We start from the raw sequence: 25,192 nt of genomic DNA on the forward strand, positions 1-25,192 counted from the left end.
CTCCCCACATCCCGGCGGCCGGGGGTAGCGAGGTGTTACTGCGATGAGGGTTCATGGGGGCAACTCCGAGCGGTTCGGGAAAGCGGTCCCGCTGCCGCACTCTAAGCGGAGCCATACCGATGGGTACGAGGTTTGAGTTATTGCGTTGTTATCAAAGGACAATATGGATGTTGTGATGTCCCTTAGTGACTATTACGCGAAGTAACCTTTGACCCTGGTTCAGCTTTTCGGGTACCGAACGGCCGTCCAGAAGCGCGTCGCGGCGCGCTGGGGGCCTGCGGTACCCTAACGCCATGCGTGCCGTACGCCTTCTGCTTAGCGGGCCGCGCTGATCAGTCCCGGCCACCGGACGAGTCGAGTGGCCGGAATCGGCGCGGCGTCCCCTCCTGTGCGAGGGGATTTTTCGTTTCTCGAACCCACAGCCGCAGGCAGAGACGATCGATGGAGCTTTGAGGATCATGAGCGAGACGAACCCCGCTGCCGCCGCCGAGGTGGCGGCGCCGCACCGCTACACGGCCGCCATGGCAGCCGAGATCGAGGCACGCTGGCAGGACATCTGGGACGTCGACAACACCTACGGCGCGCCCAACCCGAAGGGTGACCTGGCGGGCGACCGGGAGACCGTCGCCAAGCCCAAGAAGTTCATCATGGACATGTTCCCGTACCCCTCCGGCGCGGGCCTGCATGTCGGTCACCCCCTGGGCTACATCGCCACGGACGTGTTCGCCCGCTTCCAGCGGATGACCGGCCACAACGTCCTGCACACCCTGGGCTTCGACGCCTTCGGCCTGCCCGCCGAGCAGTACGCGGTGCAGACCGGCACGCACCCGCGCGTGTCCACCGAGGCCAACATGGAGAACATGAAGTCCCAGCTGCGCCGGCTGGGCCTGGGCCACGACAAGCGCCGGTCGTTCGCCACGATCGACCCGGACTACTACAAGTGGACCCAGTGGATCTTCCTGCAGATCTTCAACTCCTGGTACGACCACGAGGCCGGGCGGGCCCGCCCCATCGCCGAGCTGATCGAGCTGTTCGCCTCCGGTGAGCGGCCCGTTCCGGGACACACGCGCGCGTGGAGCGAGCTGAGCGCCGCCGAGCAGGCCGACGTCCTGGGTGAGTTCCGGCTGGCCTACGCCTCCGACGCGCCGGTCAACTGGTGCCCCGGGCTGGGCACCGTGCTGGCCAACGAGGAGGTCACCTCCGAGGGCCGCTCCGAGCGCGGCAACTTCCCGGTCTTCAAGGCCAAGCTGCGCCAGTGGAACATGCGCATCACGGCCTATGCCGACCGGCTGCTGGACGACCTGGACGCGCTGGACTGGCCCGAGGCCATCAAGCTGCAGCAGCGCAACTGGATCGGCCGCTCCGAGGGCGCCCGCGTCGACTTCCCCGTCGACGGCGAGCGCATCACGGTCTTCACCACCCGCCCGGACACCCTGTTCGGCGCCACCTACATGGTGCTGGCCCCCGAGCACCCGCTGGTCGAGAAGTTCACCCCGGCCGCCTGGCCGGAGGGCACCCACGAGGTGTGGACCGGCGGCCACGCGACCCCCGGTGAGGCCGTCAGCGCCTACCGCGCGCAGGCCGCCTCGAAGTCCGACGTGGAGCGGCAGGCCGAGGCCAAGGACAAGACCGGCGTCTTCATCGGCGCGTACGCCACCAACCCGGTCAACGGCGAGCAGGTCCCGGTCTTCATCGCCGACTACGTGCTGATGGGCTACGGCACCGGCGCGATCATGGCCGTCCCGGCCGGAGACCAGCGCGACTTCGAGTTCGCGCGCGCCTTCGAGCTGCCGATCCACTGCATCGTCGAGCCCACCGACGGCCGTGGCACGGACACCTCGACCTGGGAGAACGCCTTCGGGTCGTACGACGCGAAGATCATCAACTCGTCGAACGACGACGTCAGCCTGGACGGCCTGGGCGTCGCCGAGGCCAAGGCGCGCATCACCGAGTGGCTGGAGCGGTCGGGCGTCGGCGAGGGCACCGTCAACTTCCGGCTGCGCGACTGGCTGTTCAGCCGCCAGCGCTACTGGGGCGAGCCCTTCCCGATCGCCTACGACGAGGACGGCATCGCCCACGCGCTGCCCGAGTCGATGCTGCCGCTGGAACTGCCCGAGGTCGAGGACTACTCGCCCCGCACGTTCGACCCGGACGACGCCGACACCCAGCCCGAGACGCCGCTGTCCCGCAACGAGGACTGGGTCAACGTCACGCTGGACCTGGGCGACGGCCGCGGCCCGCGCAGGTTCCGCCGCGAGACCAACACCATGCCCAACTGGGCCGGTTCCTGCTGGTACGAGCTGCGCTACCTGGACCCGCACAACAGCGAGCGGCTGGTCGACCCCGAGATCGAGCAGTACTGGATGGGCCCGCGCGAGGGCCAGCCGCACGGCGGTGTCGACCTGTACGTCGGCGGCGCCGAGCACGCCGTACTGCACCTGCTGTACGCGCGCTTCTGGTCCAAGGTGCTGTACGACCTGGGGCACGTCTCGTCCGCCGAGCCGTTCCACAAGCTGTACAACCAGGGCATGATCCAGGCCTACGTCTACCGCGACAGCCGCGGCATCGCGGTGCCGGCCGCCGAGGTGGAGGAGCGCGACGGCGCGTACTACTACCAGGACGAGAAGGTCACCCGTCTGCTGGGCAAGATGGGCAAGTCGCTGAAGAACGCGGTCACTCCGGACGAGATCTGCGCCGAGTACGGAGCCGACACGCTGCGCCTGTACGAGATGGCGATGGGCCCGCTGGACGTCTCCCGGCCGTGGGACACGCGCGCGGTGGTGGGCCAGTTCCGGCTGCTGCAGCGGCTGTGGCGCAACATCGTCGACGAGGCGACCGGCGAGGTGACCGTCGTCGACGCCGAGCCGGACGTGGAGACGCTGCGCGCCCTGCACAAGGCGATCGACGGGGTGCGCGGTGACCTGGAGGGCATGCGGTTCAACACCGCCATCGCCAAGGTCACCGAGCTGAACAACCACCTGACCAAGGCGGGCGGCGCCGTCTCGCGTCCGGTCGCCGAGGCCCTGGTGCTGATGGTCGCCCCGCTGGCCCCGCACGTCGCCGAGGAGCTGTGGCGCCGGCTGGGGCACACGGACTCGGTGGTGCACCACGACTTCCCGGTGGCCGACCCGCAGTACGTGGTCGACGAGACCGTGACGTGCGTCGTGCAGATCAAGGGCAAGGTCAAGGCGCGGCTGGAGGTCTCGCCTGCCATCTCCGACGACGAGCTGGAGAAGGTCGCGCTGGCGGACGAGAAGGTCGTCGCCGCGCTGGGCGGGGCCGGGATCAGGAAGGTGATCGTCCGGGCGCCGAAGCTGGTGAACATCGTCCCGGCGTAGGCGCGGGGTCTGGGGACCGCTTTCGGGGTGACCCCCTAGTGGTCCTCTGGTGTCCTCTACGGGCAGGTTCGGGGTTCTTCCGGAACTCCGGACCTGCCTGTTGCGTTTACCGTTGAAGAGCGACGTGTGGTGTGCCGCGATGTCCTGAGGAGGAGCCGGTGGAAGCAGTGATCGCAGTATTCGCCCTGCTTTTCGTGCTCTTTCTCGGGCTCGGCGTCTACGCGACCGTGAAGGTGGTCGGTGCAGCCAAGCGTGGTGTGGACCGCGGCCTCACCCAGGCCCGCCGCACCGTCGAGGACCACACCTTGCGGGCCAAGTCCTTCGCCCAGCCCGGCGCCGCGGGAGAGATCGCCCAGCTGCGGCTGAAACTGCGCACCTCGATGCGCGCCACCCAGGACGCGCTGAACGCGGCCGTCGCCGAGGACGAGTCCCTGAAGGAGTCCATCGGCCTCTTCCAACGGCTCAGCGCGCACGGCCACGAGCTGGACGACGAGCTGAAGCGCCTGGAGACCGAGCCGGACCGCGGCGCGCTGACCCAGCGGCTGCCCGGGCTGCGCGAGCGCACCGAACGCATCACGCAGTCCGCGGACGCACTGCGCTGGGCGGCCCGCGACCGGGCCCGCCGCTTCGCCGAGGACGACCTGGACACGCTCAGCGCCCAGATCGACGTGGAGGCCGGGGCGTTGCGGCACTGGACGACGCCGGAGCCCGAGCCCGCCTCCCGGCCGTGGCCCGAAGCGCCCGCCGCCGATGCCGCCACAGCCGGGCAGACCTGGCCGGAAGCGCCGCAGCCGAGCCCTGAGCAGGAGCCGGCACGGCCCGCCATCACGCCGCCGGGACCGCGCCCCACCTACTCCTGGCAGAAGAAGGCCCGCCCCGAGAGCACCACTTGATCCGGCCACGCGCGCCGCGGGGCACAGGGGCCGGGCTGCCACCCGGGCACTACGGCAGGTAACCTCCAGCTCATGTCCCGCCATGTCGCGATCGTCACCGATTCAACGGCCTACCTGCCGGCCCGGACGATGGAGCGCCACGGCATCACAGCGGTACCCCTGACGGTGGTCCTCGGTGACCGGGCGCTCGAAGAGGGCACCGAGATCTCGACTCGTGCTCTCGCCCAGGCTTTGCAGAAGCGGCGCCCCGTGACGACCTCGCGGCCCAGCCCCGCCGTCTTCGAGGAGACGTACCGCAAGGTCGCCGAGTCCGGCGCCACCGGCATCGTCTCCCTCCACCTCTCCGCCGAACTCTCCGGCACCTACGACGCGGCCGTCGTGGCCGCGAGCCAGGCGCCGGTGCCCGTGCGGGTGGTGGACACCGGCATGATCGCGATGGCGCTCGGGTTCTGCGCGCTCGCCGCGGCGGAGACCGCGGAGTCCGGCGGCACGGTGGACGAGGCCGTCACGGCCGCGGAGAAGAGGGCCGCCGGCACGTCCGCCTACTTCTACGTCGACACCCTCGACTACCTGCGCCGCGGCGGCCGTATCGGGGCGGCGCAGGCCCTGCTGGGTTCGGCGCTCGCGGTGAAGCCGCTGCTGCAACTGGCCGACGGCCGTATCGAACCGCTGGAGAAGGTGCGGACCGCGTCCAAGGCGATCGCCCGCCTCGAGGAGATCGCGGCCGACCGGGCGGGCAGCGCGCAGGTCGATGTCGCCGTCCACCATCTCGCCGCCCCGGACCGGGCGTCGGCCCTCGCCGACCGGCTGCGGACACGGTTGACCGGGCTGGCCGATCTGCATGTCAGCGAGGTCGGGGCGGTGATCGGGGCGCATACGGGGCCCGGGCTGCTGGGAGTTGTGGTTTCGCCGCGGTGAACGTTGCTGCGGGGCTGCGGGCCTCGGCTCCGATCACCCGTGTGAGTGGCGGAGTTGTCCACAGCCGGGGGGTTGTCCCCGGGAAATGACCATGATCATCGCGGGTGGGCCGAGGTGGCCGATCCTCGTCGCATGGCACTTCGATCACGTACAGCGACTGCGACCAGCGGCCCGGGCCGTGGACCCACGTCCGACGGGCGCGTCCGGCACCATCGCCGCCGCCCGCCTGTCGCACGCGGCCGGGCTCGGCACCGTCACGCTTCGGCGGAGGAACTGCGTCGGCGGGCGGGGGTGCTGTTCGCAGAACACGGCGGACGGGCTGGGCCTGCCGAGCGGGCCGGGCCGGCTGAACGGGTCGAGGAGCGCCGGGAGTCGGGGCAGGGGCCGCCGGTTCGGGGGAGGCCTTCCTGGGCTGTTGTGGAGCCGGCTGGCGGGGATCGTGCTCCACAGGAGCGGGATCGGCACGGAGCCGTTGTGGAGCCCGGTCTGGAACCCGACGTCGTCCCCGTCGAGTCGGACAGCGGGGCGGCGGGCCGCGTCGCGGAAGGGGACTGGCGGGAGCGGGCCGGGTTCGCGCTGCGGGAGCGCATGCCGCTGTGGTTGCAGGCCAGGTGTGGGCTGGAGCTGCGGAGTGTCCTCGCTCTGAGTGTGGTGCTCGTCGTGGCCGCGGCGTTTGCCGTGCAGCACTTCTGGACCGGCCGGACCCAGTCCGTGCGGCCGCCCGAGGTGGTGCGAGCGGCGGCGCCGTACGGGGAGCAGGGGCAGGGCGGGCAGGCCGAGGAGGAGCGAGGACCGGGCGTGCCCGTGGGGGCGGCGAAGACCACAGGTGCCGCGGGGCCGCCCGAGATCGTCGTGGACGTCGGCGGCAAGGTCCGTGATCCCGGAATCCATCGGCTGCCGAGCGGTTCGCGCGTCGCGGACGCCCTGCGCGCCGCGGGCGGTGTGAAGCCCGGGACGAACACGGACGGTCTCAACCGCGCCCGCTTCCTCGTGGACGGCGAACAGGTGGTCGTCGGGGGACCGGCCACCGTCGCGGGAACCGGGGCAGGAACGGGGGCGGGCGGTACGGCTGCCGGAGGCCCGGCCGGTGGGGCGGCGGGCGGCGCGATGCCGGCGGCTCCGGTCTCCCTCAACACGGCCACCGCCGACCAGCTCGACACCCTGCCGGGCGTGGGCCCGGTGCTGGCGCAGCACATCATCGACTACCGCACGCGGCACGGCGGCTTCCGTTCCGTGGACGAACTGCGCGAGGTGAACGGCATCGGCGACCGCCGCTTCGCCGACCTGCGGAATCTCGTACGGCCATGAGGTCGGTCCCTGACCCGCCGGTGCGGCGGGACGAGGCCGCTCCCGGGGCCGCGCCCGATCCGGCCCGGTCGTCCGTGCACGCCTCGTCCGGGCAGCGGCTCGGCAGCGCCCGCCCGCGGCAGGAAGGGCCCACCGACCTACGGCTCGTGCCACCCGCCCTCGCGGCCTGGGGCACGGCGGCGCTGACGCTGGGCACATCGCCGGGGTGGACCACGGGCATCGTGACCGGCTGTCTGCTGGCCGTCGGCCTGCTGCCGCTGGCTCGGAGATCCGGAACGGCGTCCTGGCCGCGAGCGTCGGCCACCGCCGTGCTGCTCTGCGTCGCCGCTGCCGCCGCCTCGGCCGGGCTGCACGGGGCGGATCTGCGCCGGGGGCCCGTGCCCGGCCTGGCCCGGGATTACGCGACGGTGACCGCCGAGGTCGAGCTCACCTCCGATCCCCGCCTGACCCGTCCCAAGGTCCGGGGCGATCACGTGGCTCCCACCGCCGTACTGGTCGATGCCGAGGTGCGGCGGATCCACGAGGCGGGTGGCAGGGCAGCGGTGACGCGGGCGCCGGTACTGATGATCGTCGACTTGAGGTCGGCCCACCGCGTTGCCGGGGGCGCCGGGGATGGGCAGCCGCGGCCGTCAACCGGTCAGAGGGTGCGGTCGCCGTGGCTCGGGCTGCTGCCGTCGACGCGCCTGCGGGTCAGCGCGCGGCTGGCGCCCGCCATGACGGGCGGTGACCGGGTCGCGGCCGTGCTGCGGGTCCGCGATCAGGGCGTACCAGAGGTGGTGGGAGAGCCCTCGGGGGCTCAGCGGCTCGCCGGGCGGTTGCGTGCCGGGCTGCGGGAGGCGACCAGTGGGCTGTCGGCGGATGCCCGGGCCCTGTTGCCGGGGCTGGTGGTCGGGGACACCTCGCGGATCACCCCGGAGCTGGAGGAGGCCTTCAAGGAGACGGACCTCACGCACACACTCGCTGTGTCCGGGGCCAACTTCACGATCCTCCTCGCCCTGCTGCTCGGGCCGCCGGGCCTGGCGCAGCATGCCGAACGGCGGGGGATCGCGCCGCGTCTCGGTATCTCCCTGCGGGGGACGGCGGTGCTCGGGGGTGCGCTCTCCCTCGGGTTCGTCGTGGTCTGCAGACCGGATCCGAGCGTGCTGCGTGCGGCGGCCTGCGGGGCGGTCGCGCTGCTCGCCCTCGCGACCGGCCGGCGGAGGTCGCTGATCCCGGCGCTGGCGACGGCGGTCCTGCTGCTGGTGCTGTACGACCCGTGGCTGGCGCGGAGTTACGGGTTCCTGCTGTCCGTCGTGGCCACCGGGGCGCTGCTCACGCTCGCGCCGCGGTGGAGCGCCGGGCTGCGGCGGCGCGGGGTGCCGCCCAGGCTGGCCGAGGCCCTGGCCGCCGCTGCCGCCGCGCAGGCGCTGTGCGCGCCCGTGGTCACCGTGCTGTCGGCGCGGGTGAGCCTGGTCGCGGTGCCGTGCAATCTGCTCGCGGAGTTCGCGATCGCGCCCGCCACCGTGCTGGGTTTCGCGGCACTGGCCACGGCACCGGTGGGGATGCCGGTGGCCAAGGCCCTGGCGTGGTGTGCGCGGTGGCCCGCCGAATGGATCGCGGAGATCGCCCGGACCGGAGCGGCGCTGCCGGGGGCGGGGGTGGACTGGCCGGGCAGTTGGGCGGGCGCAGGACTGCTCGCGGCCGTGACCCTGGTGGTGCTGCTCGTGGGGCGGCGGCTGCTCGGGCATCCGTGGTGGTGCGGGGTCTGCGGGCTGCTGCTCGCGCTGGCGGTGGTGCAGCCGCCGCCGCTGACCCGGGTGATCACGGGCTGGCCGCCGCCGGGCTGGCGGCTGGTGATGTGTGACGTGGGGCAGGGCGACGCCATGGTGCTCGCGGCGGGTGAGGGCGCCGGCGTGGTGGTGGACGCCGGGCCCGATCCGCGGCTCGTCGACCACTGTCTGCGCGCACTCGGCATCACCAGGATCCCGCTGGTCGTGCTCACCCACTTCCACGCAGATCACGTGGCGGGGCTGCCCGGTGTGCTGCGCGGACGGGCCGTGGGCGCGATCGAGACGACGGGCTTCGAGGAACCCGCGGACCAGGCGGCGTTCGTACGGAGACAGGCGGCGGCCCGGCGGGTGCCCGTGACGACCGCCGCCGCCGGGGAACGGCGCCGCGCGGGCGGGTTGTCCTGGCAGGTGGTGTGGCCGCCCCCGAGCCCGCCACCGCCGTCAGCGAGTTCGCCGCCGGGCTCGTATCCGCAGGTGCTCCCGGCTCATCCCGTGCCGGAGGGGCCGAACGACGCCAGTGTGGCCATGCTGGTCCGGTCGGCGGGGCTGCGGCTGCTGCTCCTCGGGGACCTCGAACCCCCGGCCCAGCGGGCACTGGCCAGGTCGCCGGCGGCCGAGGTGCTGGAGGGCGTGGACGTGCTGAAAGTCGCCCATCACGGCTCGGCTTTCCAGGACCCCGGCCTCATACGCCGGGCCGCCCCGCGGCTGGCCCTGATCAGCTGCGGTGCGAACAACACCTATGGGCATCCAGCGCCCGGCACGGTGGCGGGGCTGCGCGCCGGGGGTGCGGCGGTGCTGCGGACGGACAGGGACGGCGCACTGGCGGTCGTAGGAGGGGGCGGGGAGCTGAGGGTGGCGCGAGACTGAGGGCATGAACTCAGCACAGGTTGATGCCTATCTCCACCGCCTCGGGGTCGAGCCCCCGGCGTGGCCCACCGTCGACGCGCTGCGCGAGCTGCACCTGCGGCATCTGCGGACCGTGCCGTTCGAGAACCTCTCGATCCATCTCGGCGAGGAGATCGTGCTGGAGGAGAAGCGGCTGCTGGACAAGGTGGTGGGCGCACGGCGGGGCGGGTTCTGCTACGAACTCAACGGAGCCTTCGGGGCGTTGCTCGCCGCGCTGGGCTACGAGGTGGCGCTGCTCGCGGGGCGGGTGTACGGGGACGAGGAGCGGCTCGGGATCCCGTACGACCATCTCGCGCTGCGGGTGCGGACGGTGGACGGGGGCGACTGGCTGGCCGACGTCGGGTTCGGGGCGCACAGTCACCTTCCGCTGGCGTTCGGGGAGAGGGGAGAACAGGAGGACCCGGGGGGTGCGTTCCGGATCGTGGAAGCGGGGCCGGACGCAGCCGGGGTGCGCGGTGGGCACGACACGGTGGAGGCGGCGGACCTGCATGTGATCCGTGACGGCAGACCGCAGTACCGCCTGGAGATGCGGCCCCGGGTGCTCGGTGACTTCGTGGCCGGGGCGTGGTGGCACAGCACGTCGTCGGTGTCGCACTTCACGCGGTCGCTGGTCTGTTCGCGGGTCACGGAGGACGGGGGGAGGATCACGCTCAGCGGACGCAAGTTCACGGTGACGGCGGCCGACGGGACGCGGGATGTGAGGGAGCTGGGGACGGACGACGAGGTGCTCGGGGTGTACCGGGAGCGGTTCGGGATCGAGCTCGATGCGGTGCCTGTGGTCCGGGGCGGCGCCGAGGAAGGCTGATCCGGACCAGAAGGGGCACACCGTCCACACATGCTCCACATGGTTCTAGTCGGTTCTACTCGGGAGTAGTCCCATCAGACGTGCTGGATTCCCGTGATGTGGTCGCGTGTTGCCTCGAAAGCCTCATCGGTGGTCGAATGCGTCCTCGGTGAACAGTGATCAAACCGCTGACTTCGAGTCGCACGAGGTGTCCAGATGATCGGCCGCTGGCTGGGAAGCCGAACCAACCGGGTACACCGGACGAGCCCCCTGGCGGCGGTGCCGACGCCGCCGAGCGCGGGGGTGCTGAGCTGCCGGGTGCTCGACCCGGTCAACGAGCCGGTCAGACACGCCGAGTTCGCGGTCACCGACGCCATGGGGCGTGCGGTGGTCAGCGGGGGAGCGGATCCGTTCGGGTCGTTCGTGACGACGGTGCCCGCGGGGGAGTACCGGCTCGCGGTGTCGGCGGAGGGGTACACGCCGTACCGGGCGACCACGCAGGTCGCCGAGAACACGCTCGCGTCGCTCGGGGACGTGACGCTGCAGGTGGCCCGGCCGCCGGAGCTGCCCGAGCCCGGCGACTGGGAGATCGAGTCGGCGCACTCCTCGCTCGGCTTCACCGCGCGGCACATCGGACTGGCCCGGATCCACGGGCAGTTCAAGTCGTTCGCGGGTGTCATACGGGTCGCCGACCCGCTGGAGCGGTCGGCGATGCATGTGGTGATCGACGCGGCGTCCATCGACACCAACGTGAAGATGCGTGACGACCATCTGCGGTCGGCGGACTTCCTGGACGTCGCGAAGTTCCCGACGCTCGAGTTCTACAGCGACCGGTTCGTGCACAAGGGCGCCAACCGTTGGGCCGTGACGGGGGCGCTGTCGCTGCACGGCGTCACACGGACGGTCACGCTGGACACGGAGTACCTGGGGCTGGGCAACGGCATGGAGGGCGAGGTGCGGGCGGCCTGCCGGGCCACGACCGAGCTGCACCGGGACGACTTCACCGTGAGCTGGCAGACGATGCTGGCGCGGGGCATCGCGGTGGTCGGGCCGAGCATCAAGATCGACCTCGATGTGCAGGTCGTCCGCAAGGGCTGAGCCGGCGGATCCGGCGGATCGGGCCGCGACACGGTGTCGGACAATGTCCGGCGTGAGTGATGTGCGACATGTGCTGGTGCTGCCCGACCGTGATGCCGCGGAAGAGGTGGTCGAGGCGCTCGGGGAGCGGTTCGGGGTCGTCGAGGAGCCGCAACTGGTGCGGGACGCGCTGGCCGGTGAGGACGATGCCGAGGACGCGCAGTGGCTGGTCGTCCTGAGGGATGAGGACGGGCGGCTGGACGCCGGGGAGCTGGACCGGTTCGCCGGGGAGTGGGACGGCTGGCGGGAAGAGCCGTAGGGCGCCGGGCCGCTGACCGCGCACGCACCTCTCCCATCGCGCACGCGCCTCTGCATCCGCGCACGCACCCCTCCGTCCGGCCCGCCACAGTCCGTCCGGCCCCGTTGTCAGTGCCGCGTGGGATGCTTGTCGCGATGGCCAGGAAGACTGCGAATGACGACCCTCTCGCCCCGGTGACGCTCGCCGTGGGCCAAGAGGACCTGCTGCTCGACCGCGCCGTGCAGGAGGTGGTGGCCGCGGCGAAGGTCACCGACGCCGACACGGACGTACGGGACCTGACTTCGGACCAGTTGCAGCCCGGCACACTCGCCGAGCTGACGAGTCCGTCGCTCTTCGCGGAGCGCAAGGTCGTGGTCGTACGCAACGCGCAGGATCTCTCGGCCGACACCGTCAAGGACGTCAAGGCCTATCTCGGTGCGCCCGCCGAGGAGATCACCCTCGTGCTGCTGCACGCCGGAGGGGCCAAGGGCAAGGGGCTGCTCGACGCGGCGCGCAAGGCCGGGGCGCGCGAGGTGGCCTGTCCGAAGATGACGAAGCCGGCGGACCGGCTGGCGTTCGTGCGGGGCGAGTTCCGGGGGACGGGAAGGTCCGCCACGCCGGAGGCGTGCCAGGCGCTCGTCGACGCGATCGGGAGCGATCTGCGGGAGCTGGCGTCGGCGGTCTCGCAGCTGGTCGCGGATGTCGAGGGGACGATCGACGAGGCGGTCGTCGGGCGGTACTACACCGGCCGGGCCGAGGCATCGAGCTTCACGGTCGCCGACCGGGCGGTCGAGGGGCGGGCGGCGGAGGCGCTGGAGGCGTTGCGCTGGTCGCTGGCGACCGGGGTGGCGCCGGTGCTGATCACCAGCGCGCTGGCGCAGGGCGTCCGGGCGATCGGGAAGCTGTCCTCGGCGCGCGGAGGCCGGCCCGCCGATCTCGCCCGTGAGCTGGGGATGCCGCCGTGGAAGATCGACCGGGTCCGGCAGCAGATGCGCGGCTGGACCCCGGACGGCGTGTCGGTGGCGCTGCGGGCGGTCGCCGAGGCGGACGCGGGGGTGAAGGGCGGCGGGGACGACCCGGGATACGCCCTGGAGAAGGCGGTGGTCGCCATCGCGCGGGCGGCCCGCTCCAGGGGACGAGGGTAGGGGCCGCTCCTCAGCCGACCGGCTCGCCGATGCCCAGCATGTTCCCCTCGCTGTCGCGGAACCAGGCGCCGCGTTCACCACGGGCGCCCTTGCTCGGGTAGTTCCCCTCGATCTCGGCGATCCCGTCCCGCGTGCGGAACCCGGGCAGATCGACCTCCTCGAACACCACACCGCGCCGCTTCAGCTCCGCCACCGCGGCGTCGATGTCGTCGACCTCCAGCGCCATCTGGGTGAAGGTGCCGGGCGAGGCGCCCGTCGAGCGGAACAGCACGAACTCCCCGCCGCCGCAGCGGTAGAGCAGCCCGCCGGGCCGTTCGTCGTCGGGTTCCAGGCCGAGTTTCTCGGCGTAGAAGCGCCGCGCCCGGTCCAGGTCCTGGGCGGGCAGCCTGGTCGCCACACGGGCCCGGGCCAGCACGTCCCCTTCGTCACCGTTCATCTCTCCACTGTGCCGCGAGCGACGGCCGGAGGGAGAATCGGGTGTATCAGCCGTACGTCGCCAAGAGACGGAGAGGTGGCGAAGGTCATGGCTGAACACCCGCACGCAGCGCTCGTCCGCAAGGGATTCGAGGCCTTCTCGCGAGGTGACATGGACACCTTGCGCGGACTGATCGCGTCGGACGCCACACACCACGTACCCGGAGATCACCCGTTGTCGGGTGACTTCAAGGGAGTGAACGCGATCATCGAGATGTACGAGCGGCTCGGCATGGAGACCAAGGGGACGATGAACGCCGAGCTGATCGGCATCTGTGTCGACGGCCGGGGCCATGCGGTCGGGATGACCCGCTTCACGGCCGAGCGCAACGGCAAGCACCTCGACGACACCGGCTGCATCATCTTCCGGATCGTCGGCGACAAGGTCACCGACCTCGACGAATGCGTCGAGGACATCGACAAGAACAACGCGTTCTGGTCCTGAACAGGCCGAAGGCCGGGTGCCCTCCCATGGGGAACAGGAGAGGCACCCGGCCTTCGGTACAAGCTGCTGGATCCGCGCCCGCGTGGCGAACGCAGGCCGCGCGCGGATCCTCAGGGGTGCCGGAAGGGAGCGGATGAGAGAGGGCCCGCTCGATTCCCCCCGGCGTCACATCAGATGTCAGCCCTTGAGCGCGGCGACCTTCTGAGCCAGCGCCGACTTCTTGTTGGCAGCCTGGTTCTTGTGGATGACGCCCTTGGAGACGGCCTTGTCGAGCTGACGCGCGGCAACGCGCTGGTACTCGTTGGCCTTCTCGGCGTCACCCGCGGCAGCAGCCTCACGGGCCTTGCGGATCGCGGTCTTGAGGGAGGACTTGACGGCCTTGTTGCGCAGCCGAGCCTTCTCGTTGGTCTTGATCCGCTTGATCTGGGACTTGATGTTCGCCACGAATGAGCCTTTTCAGGTTCTGGCACGGGACCGCGCGGGACCCGCACCGATGATTTCTTGAGGTAGTGCCTCCTGCTGAGAGGGCATGAGGCACAGCCCCCCACGGTACCAGCGGGCCCATCCACGGCCCAAACCCGTCCATGCTCCCCACCCGTGGGACCATGGAGGCTACGTATCGATCCGACCCGAGACCGCAGACACTGCGGACGCCTCAAGAATCAGGACCCTGCGTGCCCGCGATCCCTAGCCATGTGCCCGAACCGAGCCGTACCGACCCGGCTCTGATCCGCAACTTCTGCATCATCGCGCACATCGACCACGGCAAGTCCACGCTCGCCGACCGGATGCTTCAGCTGACCGGAGTGGTCGAGCAGCGGCAGATGCGCGCTCAGTACCTCGACCGCATGGACATCGAGCGTGAGCGCGGCATCACGATCAAGTCCCAGGCGGTGCGTCTGCCGTGGGCTCCCACTGAGGAGCCAGGCAACACGCACATCCTCAACATGATCGACACCCCGGGCCACGTCGACTTCACCTACGAGGTCTCGCGGTCGCTCGCCGCCTGCGAGGGCACCATCCTCCTGGTCGACGCGGCCCAGGGCATCGAGGCCCAGACTCTCGCCAACCTCTACCTGGCGATGGAGAACGACCTCAAGATCATCCCCGTCCTCAACAAGATCGACCTGCCGGCCGCGCAGCCCGAGAAGTTCTCCGAGGAACTGGCCAACCTCATCGGCTGTGACCCGGACGACGTGCTCAAGGTGTCCGCCAAGACGGGCATGGGCGTCGAGGCGCTGCTCGACAGGGTCGTCAGGGAGGTCCCGGCGCCCGTCGGGGTCAAGGACGCGCCCGCGCGCGCCATGATCTTCGACTCCGTCTACGACTCCTACCGCGGTGTCGTGACGTACGTCCGTGTCATCGACGGCCAGCTCAACAAGCGCGAGCGGATCCGGATGATGTCCACCGGCGCCACGCACGAGCTGCTGGAGATCGGCACCAACTCGCCGGAGATGAAGGCGGCCGACGGTATCGGCGTCGGCGAGGTGGGCTACCTGATCACCGGCGTGAAGGACGTCCGCCAGTCCAAGGTCGGTGACACCGTCACCAGCATGCACAAGGGCGCCGAGGAGGCGCTCGGTGGCTACAAGGACCCGAGGCCCATGGTCTTCTCCGGTCTGTATCCGCTGGACGGCTCGGACTACCCCCTGCTGCGCGACGCGCTGGACAAGCTTCTGCTCAACGACGCCGCCCTGGTCTACGAGCCGGAGACCTCCGCGGCCCTCGGTTTCGGCTTCCGCGTCGGTTTCCTGGGCCTGCTGCACCTCGACGTGATCCGCGAGCGGCTGGAGCGCGAGTTCGGCCTCGACCTGATCGCCACCGCGCCCAACGTGGTGTATCGCGTGATCATGGAGGACGGCGTCGAGCACACCGTCACCAACCCGAGCGAGTTCCCCGAGGGCAAGATCAACGAGGTGTACGAGCCGGTCGTACGCGCCACGATCCTCGCGCCGACCGAGTTCATCGGCGCGATCATGGAGCTGTGCCAGACCCGGCGCGGCACCCTGCTCGGCATGGACTACCTGTCCGAGGACCGGGTCGAGATCCGCTACACCCTCCCGCTCGCGGAGATCGTCTTCGACTTCTTCGACCAGCTGAAGTCCAAGACCCGCGGGTACGCCTCGCTCGACTACGAGCCCACCGGGGAGCAGACCTCCAGCCTGGTCAAGGTCGACATCCTGCTGCACGGCGACAAGGTGGACGCTTTCTCGGCGATCACCCACAAGGACCAGGCGTACGCGTACGGCGTACGGCTCGTCGCCAAGCTGCGCGAGCTCATCCCGCGCCAGGCCTTCGAGGTGCCCATCCAGGCCGCCATCGGCTCCCGGGTGATCGCCCGCGAGACCATCCGCGCCATCCGCAAGGACGTCCTCGCCAAGTGCTACGGCGGTGACATCTCCCGTAAGCGGAAGCTGCTGGAGAAGCAGAAGGAGGGCAAGAAGCGGATGAAGATGGTGGGTTCCGTAGAGGTTCCGCAGGAGGCCTTCATCGCGGTCCTGTCCAGCGATGACAGCGCGGGGTCGGGCAAGGGCAAGAAGTAGTCACGGATTACCGTGGGTTACACCCCAAACCGGGTAGAACAGGGGCCCGCCGTGCGAGAGCACGGCGGGCCCCTGTGCGCACGTGGGGTAGCTGTCTGTACGAAGAGACAGGCCGCGGGCCCTTACGCGGGGACCGGTCGGCCTTTACTCTGATCCCTGCTCGATAGTTACTCGCGAGTTAAACAACGGCTCGCGAGTAAAACCAGCCGCACCTGAGCCAGCCGCCTGACGCGGGCCCCGGAGGATGTCGTGAGCGACACACAGACCCTGATCGAGAACCGTCCGCCGTCGGTGGCGGGCCTGTTCCTGGAGCGCGTGGCGGCCACGCCGGACGCCGAGGCCTACCGGTATCCGGTCCCCTCGTCCTCCGGTCAGGGGCCGGACGAGTGGAAGTCGCTGAGCTGGGCGCAGGCCGCCGAGCGGGTCTACGCCATCGCGGCGGGACTCATCGAGCTGGGCGTGCGGGCCGAGCAGCGCGTCGCGCTCGCCTCCAGCACCCGGATTGAGTGGATCCTCGCCGACCTCGGCATCATGTGCGCCGGCGCCGCGACCACCACGGTGTACCCGCAGACCAACGCCGAGGAGTCCGCCTACATCCTGTCGGACTCCGAGAGCCGGGTGCTCATCGCGGAGAACGTCGACCAGCTGGCCAAGGCGAAGGAGAAGCGCGCCGAGCTGCCCGAGCTGACCCATGTCGTGGTCGTCGACCCGGCGGGTCTGGCGAACGAGGAGAGCGCCGACTGGATCCTCACCCTCGACGAGCTGGAGAAGCGCGGCGCGGCCCGTCTGGAGAAGGACCCGGACCTGATCAAGGAGCGGGTCGGCGCGATCACCAAGGACCAGCTCGCCACCCTCATCTACACCTCCGGCACCACCGGCCGCCCCAAGGGCGTGCGCCTCCCGCACGACAACTGGTCGTACATGGCGAAGGCGATCGCCGCGACCGGCCTGGTCAGCGGCGAGGACGTGCAGTACCTGTGGCTGCCCCTCGCGCATGTCTTCGGCAAGGTGCTCACCTCCGGCCAGATCGAGGTCGGGCACGTCACCGCCGTGGACGGCCGCGTCGACAAGATCATCGAGAATCTGCCGATCGTGCAGCCCACGTACATGGCTGCCGTGCCGCGCATCTTCGAGAAGGTCTACAACGGCGTCGCCGCCAAGGCCCGTGCGGGCGGCGGGGCCAAGTACAAGATCTTCCAGTGGGCGGCCGAGGTCGCCCGCGAGTACGCCAAGGTCTCCCAGGACAACTTCCGGCGCACCGGCACGCTGTCCGTGCCCTTCGGCCTCGGCGCCAAGCACAAGGTCGCCGACGCGCTGGTGTTCGCCAAGATCCGTGAGGCCTTCGGCGGCAACCTGCGGGCCTGTGTCTCCGGGTCGGCCGCCCTCGCGCCGGAGATCGGGTACTTCTTCTCCGGCGCCGGCATCCACATCCTCGAGGGCTACGGCCTGACCGAGTCCTCGGCGGCTTCGTTCGTGAACCCGGGCGAGGCCTACCGCACCGGTACGGTCGGCAAGCCGCTGCCCGGTACGGAGGTGCGGATCGCGGACGACGGGGAGATCCTGCTGCGCGGCCCCGGCATCATGGAGGGCTACCACGGGCTGCCCGAGAAGACCGCCGAGGTGCTGGAGTCGGACGGCTGGTTCCACACCGGGGACATCGGGGAGCTGTCGGCCGACGGGTACCTGCGGATCACCGACCGCAAGAAGGACCTCATCAAGACCTCGGGCGGCAAGTACATCGCGCCGGCGGAGGTCGAGGGACAGTTCAAGGCGGTGTGCCCGTACGTGTCCAACATCCTGGTGCACGGGGCCGACCGGAACTTCTGCACGGCGCTGATCGCTCTCGACGAGCCGGCCATCGTCGAGTGGGCGAAGGAGAACGGGCTCGGGGGGAAGTCGTACGCCGAGATCGTGGCCGCGCCCGCGACGGTGGCGATGGTCGACGGGTATGTGAAGCAGCTCAACGAGGGGCTTCAGAGGTGGCAGACCATCAAGAAGTTCCGGCTGCTGCCGCGGGATCTCGATGTGGAGCATGGTGAGATCACGCCGAGTCTCAAGTTGAAGCGGCCGGTTGTGGAGCGGGAGTACAAGCATCTGATCGAGGAGATGTACGAGGGGTCTCGCGAGGCGTAGGGAGTGGTGAAGGAGCGCGGGCGGCTGCGGGCTGGTCGCGGTTGCTCGCGCAGTTCCCCGCGCCCCTAAGTACCCGAACCCACTCGGCGTTTGAGGTCCTGGATCTCCTTTCGCAGGCGTTCCACCTCTCTGCCCTTGCGGTAGAGGTCCAGGAAGACGCTGACCTTCGCCCTCAGGACCCACGGGTCGAAGGGCTTGGTCAGGTAGTCCGCCGCGCCTGTCGCATAGCCTCTGAAGGCGTAGCCCGAGTCGTCGTCGGCCCCTGTCAGGAAGATGATCGGGACGTCGCGGGTCTGGTCGAGGCGTTTGATGTGGGCGGCTGTCTCGAAGCCGTCCATGCCGGGCATGCGGATGTCGAGCAGGACCAGGGCGATCGGCTGCCGCAGCAGGGCCTTCATCGCCTCCTCGCCCGAACGGGCCCGTACCAGCGGTTCGTTGAGGGAGGCGAGGACGGCCTCCAGGGCGGTCAGGTTGTCCTCCATGTCGTCGACGAGGAGGATTCCGGCGCGGTCGGTACTCATGACGGTCGGGTCTCCTCCGCCGGGTCCTCCGCGTCCTCTGCGTTCTCCGGGTCCAGCAGTTCGCACACGACCGTCAGCAGCCGGTCGATGTCCACCGGCTTGGGCACGTAGTCGTTGGCGCCGCGGGCGATGGACTTCTCCCGGTCGCCCGGCATCGCCTTGGCGGTCAGCGCCACGATCGGCAGGCCCGTCCAGCGGGGTGCGCGGCGGATGGCGGAGATGGTCTCGTAGCCGTCCATCTCCGGCATCATGATGTCCATCAGGACCAGTTCGACGTCCGCGCTGCGCTCCAGGGTCTCGATGCCCTCGCGGCCGTTCTCCGCGTACAGCACGGTCATGCCGACCCGGCCCAGGACATGGGTGAGGGCGAACACGTTGCGGATGTCGTCGTCGACGATCAGCACCCGGCGCCCGGCCAGGATCCGGCCCGGCCTGCCGGACGTCCACGCCTCCAGCTTCGTCGGCGCCGGCCAGGCGTCGTCCGTGTCGTGCGCGGCCGGGTACGGCCCCACCGTCGGCTGGAGGGGCAGGGGCAGCGCCGTGAGCTCCTCCGGGACGGGAACCGGCGCCGTGTGGCCGGGGCTGACAACCGGGACGTACAGGGTGAACCTGGAGCCCTTGCCGGGCTCGCTCTCGGCGATGATCCGGCCGCCGAGCAGGCCCGCGATCTCCCGGCTGATCGACAGGCCGAGGCCGGTGCCGCCGTACTTGCGGTTGGTGGTGCCGTCGGCCTGCTGGAATGCCTCGAAGATCACCGGGAGTTTCTCCGGTGCGATACCGATGCCCGTGTCGGACACCGAGAACGCGATCACGTCGTCGGTGTCCCGTACGGAGCGGTGCTCGGTGTCCTGCACACGGTCCACCCGCAGCTCGACCTTGCCCGACGCGGTGAACTTGATCGCGTTGGACAGGAGATTGCGCAGGATCTGCTGGAGCCGCTGTTCGTCCGAGTACATCTCGCGCGGTACGTCCTCGCCGACCGCCACCTCGAAGGCGAGCCCCCGGTCGATCGTGAGGGGGCGGAACGTGGCGTGGACGTAGTCGAGCAGCTTGATCAGCGGGAGCCGCTTGGGGCGTACGTCCATCCGGCCCGCCTCGATCTTCGACAGGTCGAGGATGTCGTTGATCAGCTGGAGCAGGTCCGAGCCCGAGCGGTGGATCGTCGTCGCGAACTGCACCTCCTGGTCGGAGAGGCGGCCGTCCGGATTGTCGGAGAGCAGCCGGGCCAGGATCAGCAGGGAGTTCAGCGGGGTGCGCAGCTCGTGCGACATGTTCGCCAGGAACTCCGACTTGTACTGGGAGGACGTGGCAAGCAGGGCGGCCTTCTCCTCCAGTGCGGCGTTGGAGCGCTGCAGTTCGCCCTGCTGCTTCTGGAGTTCGTCCGAGCGTTCCTGGAGCTGCATGGCGAGGCGCTGGGACTCGCCGAGCAGGGACTCCGTGCGGGAGTTGGCGATGATCGTGTTGATGGCGACGCCGATGGTGTTGACGAACTGGTCGAAGAACGCCAGGTGCACATCGGAGAAGCGGGAGAACGAGGCGAGCTCGATGACACCGAGGAGCTTGTCCTCGAAGAGGATCGGGATGATGACGATCGTGGTGGGGGCCGCCTCGCCCAGGCCACTGTTGATCTTGATGTAGTCGGGCGGGGCACCCTCCACCAGGATCCGCTTCTTCTCCCGGGCCGCCTGCGCGACCAGGCCGTGCACGGGCAGGCCGCCGGTCTCGACGGTCGCGTCCTGGGCGGCGCCGTAGCCGGCGATGAAGGCCAGGCCCTTGATCGGCACGGTGGTGCGCAGGGCCGCGCCGTCCTCGTCCGGGTCGGCCAGGTAGAACGCGCCGTACTGGGCGTTCACCAGCGGGGTCAGCTCGCGGAGTATCAGGTCGGCGACCTCCATCAGGTCGCGGTGGCCCTGCATCAGGGCGGCGAGGCGGGCCAGATTGGACTCCAGCCAGTCCTTCGCGCGGGTCGTCTCGCGGAGGTTGGCCACCATCAGGTTGATGTTGTCCTTCAGCTCGGCGACCTCGCCGCGCGTCTCGACCGTGATCGAGCGGGACATGTCGCCCTGGGCCACCGCGGAGGCGACCTCGGCGATCGCGCGGACCTGGGTGGTGAGGTTGAGCGCGAGCTCGTTGACGTTCGTCGTCAGGCGCTTCCAGGTGCCGTAGACGCCCTCGACCCGGGCCTGGCCGCCCAGTTGACCCTCGCTGCCGACCTCGCGGGCCACGCGGGTGACCTCGGAGGCGAAGGAGGACAGGGTGTCGACCATCGTGTTGATCGTGGTCTTCAGCTCCAGGATCTCGCCGCGCGCGTCCACGTCGATCTTCCGGGACAGGTCGCCCTGGGCCACGGCCGTCGCCACCTGGGCGATGTTGCGCACCTGGGAGGTGAGGTTGTCGGCCATGTAGTTGACGTTGTCCGTCAGGTCCCGCCACACCCCGGAGACGCCCAGCACCTGGGCACGGCCGCCGAGCCGGCCGTCGGTGCCGACCTCGCGGGCCACGCGGGTCACCTCGTCGGCGAAGGCGCGCAGCTGCTCCACCATCGTGTTGACGGTGTCCTTCAGCTCCAGGATCTCGCCGCGGGCGTCGACCGTGATCTTCTTCGACAGGTCGCCGTTGGCGACGGCGGTGGTGACCTGGGCGATGTTGCGGACCTGGGAGGTCAGGTTCAGCGCCATGAAGTTGACGTTGTCGGTGAGGTCCTTCCAGACGCCGGAGACGCCCCGGACCTGGGCCTGACCGCCGAGGTTGCCTTCCGTGCCGACCTCGCGGGCGACCCTGGTCACCTCGTCGGCGAAGGCGGAGAGCTGGTCCACCATCGTGTTGATCGTGGACTTGAGCTCCAGGATCTCGCCCTTGGCCTCCACCGTGATCTTCTTGCCGAGGTCGCCCTGGGCGACGGCGGTGGAGACGAGGGCGATGTTCCGCACCTGGGAGGTGAGGTTGTCCGCCATGAAGTTGACGTTGTCGGTGAGGTCCTTCCAGACGCCGGAGACGCCCCGGACCTGAGCCCGGCCGCCGAGGTTGCCTTCCGTGCCGACCTCGCGGGCGACCCTGGTCACCTCGTCGGCGAAGGCGGAGAGCTGGTCCACCATCGTGTTGATGGTCGACTTGAGCTCCAGGATCTCGCCCTGCGCGGCGACCGTGATCTTCTGGGACAGATCGCCGTTGGCCACGGCGGTGGTCACCTGGGCGATGTTGCGGACCTGCGAGGTCAGGTTCGACGCCATGAAGTTGACGTTGTCGGTGAGGTCCTTCCAGACCCCGGAGACGCCCCGCACCTGAGCCCGGCCGCCCAACTGGCCCTCGGTGCCGACCTCGCGGGCCACGCGGGTGACCTCGTCGGCGAAGGCGGAGAGCTGGTCGACCATCGTGTTCACGGTCAGCTTCAGCTCCAGCAGCTCGCCGGTCGCCTCCACCGTGACCGTGCGGGTCAGGTCGCCCCGGGCCACCGCCGTCGTCACGGCCGCGATGTCCCGCACCTGGGCCGTCAGCCGGGACGCCATGGTGTTGACGGCCTCGGTGACGTCCCGCCAACTGCCCGACAGGCCTCGCACATTGGCCCGGCCGCCGAGCCGGCCCTCGGTTCCGACCTCGCGCGCGACCCGTGTCACCTCGCCCGTGAACAGGGACAGCTGGTCCACCATCGTGTTCACGGCCCGGCCGAGACGACGCAGGTCGCCGCGTAACTGCCGGGTCCCGTCGTGCAGATCGACCCGCTGGGTCAGATCGCCTCCGGCCACCGCGTCCAGTACGCGCGTGGCGTTCGCCGCCGGGGCGACCAGGGCGTCGAGCAACTGGTTCACGTCGTTGACGCGGGATGTCCACAGGCCCTGGCCCGGGCTGGCCGAGAGGCGCTCGTCCAACCGGCCGTGCCGCACCAGTTCCCGTCTCACACGCCGTGTCTCGGTGGTGAAGTGGATGCTGCGGTCCATGATCTGGTTGAAGACCGCGGTGAGTTCGGCCACCATCCCGTGGCCGGATTCCGGCACCTTGGTGAAGTCGCCGTCGCGTGCGGCGGTCATCGCGGCAAGCAGTGGACGCAGATCGGATGTACGAATCTGACCGTCTTCGTACCGGTCTTCGACCACAGGAGTAGCACTGTTCTCACTCATGGCGGCCCACTTCGGTAACTCGGCGCTTATGGGCGGGGTCAGTCTGTCACTCTGTCGGCATCGACTGTGGCGTATTCGTACGAACTGCCCGGGGAGCCGTCCATGGGGGCCATTCCGACGCAACGGGAGACTGCCTCCCGTGCCTCGCAGGCGCCTGCACACGCTTCGGAGACGCCTGCGTCCGTTGAGGACGCGCTCGTCTCCGAGGAGCCCGCACCGACTGCCGAGACGCTCACGCCTGACGTGTGCGCCCCGGCCTGCGCGGCGCCCGCACCCATATCCCAGGCGCCCGCACGGGAGTGCGCGCGGGCGCACGCGACCCTGTCCGGCAGCTCGCTCGCGCCGGGCACCGCACGCGCCCTTGTGCGCTCGGCGCTCGCCGAGTGGACCCGGCTCGGCCTGCCCGGCACCGAGCACCTCACCGACCGCCTCGCCGACGACGCCACGCTCGTCGTCAGCGAACTGGTCACCAACGCCGTCGTGCACGCCGGCACCGATGTCGAGCTGGAGTGCCGGCTGGAAGGCGCCGACGGCGGCGAGGGCGATGACGGCGGCGACGACAAGGAGACGGTCGCGCTCGTCGTCGAGGTCTGCGACCACCACCCCTCACGCGCCCCGCGCGGCGGCGAACCGGAGACACCGCACGACATGCCCGAGTACGGGCGCGGCCTGCGGCTCGTCGGCGCGCTCTCCGAGGCCTGGGGCATCACGTACCGCACGGGCCGGAAGACCGTGTGGGCGCGGTTGCCCGCCGGGGGGTGCGCGGCGGGCGAGCAGATCGAGGCGTACGCCGAGGAGCAGGCGCTGGCGCGCGGGCTGCGGGTGGCGGAGATCCTGGCGCCGGAGCCGCGCCAGGGCTGGGAGGCCGAAGGTCCGCCGGGTGCGGCGGACGCGGGGGAGTCGAGGGAGGCCGGACGGGGGCGGCGTGACGGGCGGGGCTCGCGGGACGCGCAGGACTCGCGGGACGCTCAGCACTCTCGTGGCCTACGGGACCCGCAGGATCCACAGGACTCTCGCGGTTTACGGGACCGGCAGGGCTCACAGGGCCCCCGCGCCCCACGGGACCCGCATGACCCCCGCGCCCCACGGGACCGGCATGACCCGCATGACCCCCGCGTCCTACGGGACTCGCGTGACTGGAACGACGTACGGGACTGGCGGGACCGTCACGAGGGCGGCGGTGACGGACGCGACGGGGCCTGGCTGGGCCGCGGGGCCCTCTCCTTCCTCGCGGAGGCCTCCGACCTGCTCGCCGGGCAGCTCGACGAGGATCTGGTCGCCGCTCTCGCCGGGCAGCTGATCGTGCCGCGGCTGGCCGACTGGTGCGCGGTGTGGCTGGAGGACGAGGCCACCGGCGGGGGCTGGAGCGGCGGGGCCGGAGCGGGCGGGGCGCGCCTGGCCCGGGTCTGGCACGGCAGCGAGAACCGCATCGAGGAACTGCGCCGGGCCCTGGAGAAGGACCCGCCGCACCCGTCCGACCCGCCCGGGTCCTGGCCCGTCGACTACCCCTGGCCGGGCGAGGCGCTCGGTGACGCGCCGGGCGAGCCGGGGTCGGCACTCGCGTACCGGCTGGTCGCCGGGGGACGCCCGCTGGGCACCCTGGTCATCGGCCGGTCCGGGGCCGCCGGCTTCCCCGACGAGATCACCGGCCTCGTGGAGGACCTCAGCCGCCGCGTCGCCCTCGCCATCGGCGCCGCCCGCCAGTACGCCCGCCAGGCCACCATCAGCGCCGTACTCCAGCGCGGACTCCTGCCCGGCGCCGTCGCCGAGATCCCCGGGGTGCGCAGCGCGCTCGTCTACGAGCCGTACGACAAGGGCGGGCCCAGCGGCGACTTCTACGACCTGTTCCCGGCCGGAGACGGCCGCTGGTGCTTCGCCGTGGGCGACGTCCAGGGCAAGGGGCCCGAGGCGGCCGTCGTGATCGGCCTGGCCCGGCCCTGGCTGCGGCTGCTGGCCCGCGAGGGCTACCGGGTCGCCGACGTCCTCGACCGCCTCAACCAGCTCCTGCTCGACGACGCCACGGAGGCGTCCGACGCGGCGGCCCGGGCGCTGGTGGCCGCGGGCGCCCGGCCGACCCCGCCCGGCGACGGCCCCCAGACACGCTTCCTGTCCCTGCTCTACGGCGAACTGGTCCCCTTCGACGGCGGTGTCCGCTGCACCGTCGCCTCCGCCGGGCACCCGCTGCCCCTGCTGCTCGGGGCGGGCGGCGAGGTCCACGCGACAGCGCAGCCGCAGACCCTCCTGGGCGTCGTCGAGGACGCCACGTACACCAGCGACACCTTCGAGCTGCGGCCCGGCGACACGCTGCTGTGCGTCACCGACGGCGTGACCGAGCGCCGCTCCGGCTCCCGCCAGTTCGACGACGAGGACGGGCTCGCGGCGGCGCTGGCCGGGTGCGCGGGGCTGGACGCCGAGCTGATAGCAGAGCGGATCAAACGGCTGGTGCACGAGTTCGGGGCGCGGCCCCCGGCCGACGATCTCGCGCTGCTGGTGCTCCAGGCGGAGTGAGCAGGCGGAGCGGCCGC

At 70.8% G+C, this 25,192-nt stretch carries 17 protein-coding genes; 13 read left to right on the plus strand and 4 right to left on the minus strand.

What is annotated here, in order from left to right:
- The first annotated feature begins 458 nt into the window (after positions 1 to 458).
- The 9 genes from leuS (at position 459) to holA (ending at position 12,436) form a co-directional block, all read left to right on the plus strand.
- Complete coding sequence (leuS, locus tag ACZ58V_RS15115) at positions 459 to 3,338, plus strand: leucine--tRNA ligase (protein ID WP_468189659.1); 2,880 nt, start codon at positions 459 to 461, stop codon at positions 3,336 to 3,338.
- Positions 3,339 to 3,496: 158 nt separating this feature from the next.
- Complete coding sequence (locus tag ACZ58V_RS15120; protein WP_468189657.1) at positions 3,497 to 4,231, plus strand: hypothetical protein; 735 nt, start codon at positions 3,497 to 3,499, stop codon at positions 4,229 to 4,231.
- Positions 4,232 to 4,303: 72 nt separating this feature from the next.
- Complete coding sequence (locus tag ACZ58V_RS15125; protein WP_468189655.1) at positions 4,304 to 5,149, plus strand: DegV family protein; 846 nt, start codon at positions 4,304 to 4,306, stop codon at positions 5,147 to 5,149.
- Positions 5,150 to 5,281: 132 nt separating this feature from the next.
- Positions 5,282 to 6,457: a ComEA family DNA-binding protein gene (locus tag ACZ58V_RS15130; RefSeq protein ID WP_471290308.1), complete on the plus strand. Its 1,176-nt coding sequence runs from the start codon at positions 5,282 to 5,284 to the stop codon at positions 6,455 to 6,457.
- Positions 6,454 to 9,093: a ComEC/Rec2 family competence protein gene (locus ACZ58V_RS15135; protein WP_471290309.1), complete on the plus strand. Its 2,640-nt coding sequence runs from the start codon at positions 6,454 to 6,456 to the stop codon at positions 9,091 to 9,093. Before ACZ58V_RS15130 ends, ACZ58V_RS15135 begins: the two co-directional genes overlap by 4 nt.
- A gap of 4 nt (positions 9,094 to 9,097) precedes the next feature.
- Positions 9,098 to 9,937 (plus strand): arylamine N-acetyltransferase family protein, encoded by an 840-nt coding sequence (locus ACZ58V_RS15140; protein ID WP_471290310.1) that lies wholly within the window; start codon positions 9,098 to 9,100, stop codon positions 9,935 to 9,937.
- Positions 9,938 to 10,132: 195 nt separating this feature from the next.
- Complete coding sequence (locus ACZ58V_RS15145; protein WP_468189635.1) at positions 10,133 to 11,014, plus strand: YceI family protein; 882 nt, start codon at positions 10,133 to 10,135, stop codon at positions 11,012 to 11,014.
- A gap of 52 nt (positions 11,015 to 11,066) precedes the next feature.
- Positions 11,067 to 11,312: a hypothetical protein gene (locus ACZ58V_RS15150; RefSeq protein WP_391097477.1), complete on the plus strand. Its 246-nt coding sequence runs from the start codon at positions 11,067 to 11,069 to the stop codon at positions 11,310 to 11,312.
- 134 nt (positions 11,313 to 11,446) lie between these two features.
- Complete coding sequence (gene holA / locus ACZ58V_RS15155) at positions 11,447 to 12,436, plus strand: DNA polymerase III subunit delta (RefSeq protein ID WP_468189632.1); 990 nt, start codon at positions 11,447 to 11,449, stop codon at positions 12,434 to 12,436.
- Between the two features lie 10 nt (positions 12,437 to 12,446).
- On the opposite strand, the gene ACZ58V_RS15160 is transcribed toward holA, so the two are convergent.
- The gene (locus ACZ58V_RS15160) at positions 12,447 to 12,872 is read right to left on the minus strand and encodes a VOC family protein (protein WP_468189630.1); all 426 of its coding nucleotides are present in this window, start codon (positions 12,870 to 12,872) and stop codon (positions 12,447 to 12,449) included.
- Between the two features lie 87 nt (positions 12,873 to 12,959).
- Here ACZ58V_RS15160 and ACZ58V_RS15165 point away from each other — a divergent pair, with 87 nt between their 5' ends.
- On the plus strand, positions 12,960 to 13,355 hold the full coding sequence (locus ACZ58V_RS15165) for a nuclear transport factor 2 family protein (protein ID WP_189723505.1): 396 nt from the start codon (positions 12,960 to 12,962) through the stop codon (positions 13,353 to 13,355).
- A 177-nt stretch (positions 13,356 to 13,532) separates the two neighbouring features.
- On the opposite strand, the gene rpsT is transcribed toward ACZ58V_RS15165, so the two are convergent.
- Positions 13,533 to 13,799, minus strand: coding sequence for a 30S ribosomal protein S20 (gene rpsT / locus ACZ58V_RS15170; RefSeq protein ID WP_468189628.1), 267 nt, complete (start codon positions 13,797 to 13,799; stop codon positions 13,533 to 13,535).
- 230 nt (positions 13,800 to 14,029) lie between these two features.
- On the opposite strand from rpsT, the gene lepA reads away from it, so the two are divergent.
- Together lepA and ACZ58V_RS15180 are read left to right on the plus strand one after the other, a co-directional pair.
- Positions 14,030 to 15,898, plus strand: coding sequence for a translation elongation factor 4 (lepA, locus tag ACZ58V_RS15175; protein ID WP_261680988.1), 1,869 nt, complete (start codon positions 14,030 to 14,032; stop codon positions 15,896 to 15,898).
- Between the two features lie 249 nt (positions 15,899 to 16,147).
- The gene (locus ACZ58V_RS15180) at positions 16,148 to 18,031 is read left to right on the plus strand and encodes an AMP-dependent synthetase/ligase (protein ID WP_468189625.1); all 1,884 of its coding nucleotides are present in this window, start codon (positions 16,148 to 16,150) and stop codon (positions 18,029 to 18,031) included.
- Between the two features lie 65 nt (positions 18,032 to 18,096).
- On the opposite strand, the gene ACZ58V_RS15185 is transcribed toward ACZ58V_RS15180, so the two are convergent.
- Positions 18,097 to 18,552 carry a response regulator gene (locus ACZ58V_RS15185; RefSeq protein WP_471290312.1) on the minus strand — a complete coding sequence of 152 codons (456 nt, stop codon included), beginning with the start codon at positions 18,550 to 18,552 and terminating at the stop codon, positions 18,097 to 18,099.
- Entirely contained in the window at positions 18,549 to 22,577 is a 4,029-nt protein-coding gene (locus ACZ58V_RS15190) for a HAMP domain-containing protein (protein ID WP_468189621.1), read from the minus strand. The genes ACZ58V_RS15185 and ACZ58V_RS15190 overlap by 4 nt, the downstream gene beginning before the upstream one ends.
- 192 nt (positions 22,578 to 22,769) lie before the next feature.
- Here ACZ58V_RS15190 and ACZ58V_RS15195 point away from each other — a divergent pair, with 192 nt between their 5' ends.
- Positions 22,770 to 25,175, plus strand: coding sequence for a SpoIIE family protein phosphatase (locus ACZ58V_RS15195; protein WP_471290314.1), 2,406 nt, complete (start codon positions 22,770 to 22,772; stop codon positions 25,173 to 25,175).
- The last annotated feature ends 17 nt before the right edge of the window (positions 25,176 to 25,192 follow it).

The organism is Streptomyces sp. NPDC040589 (assembly GCF_055594445.1).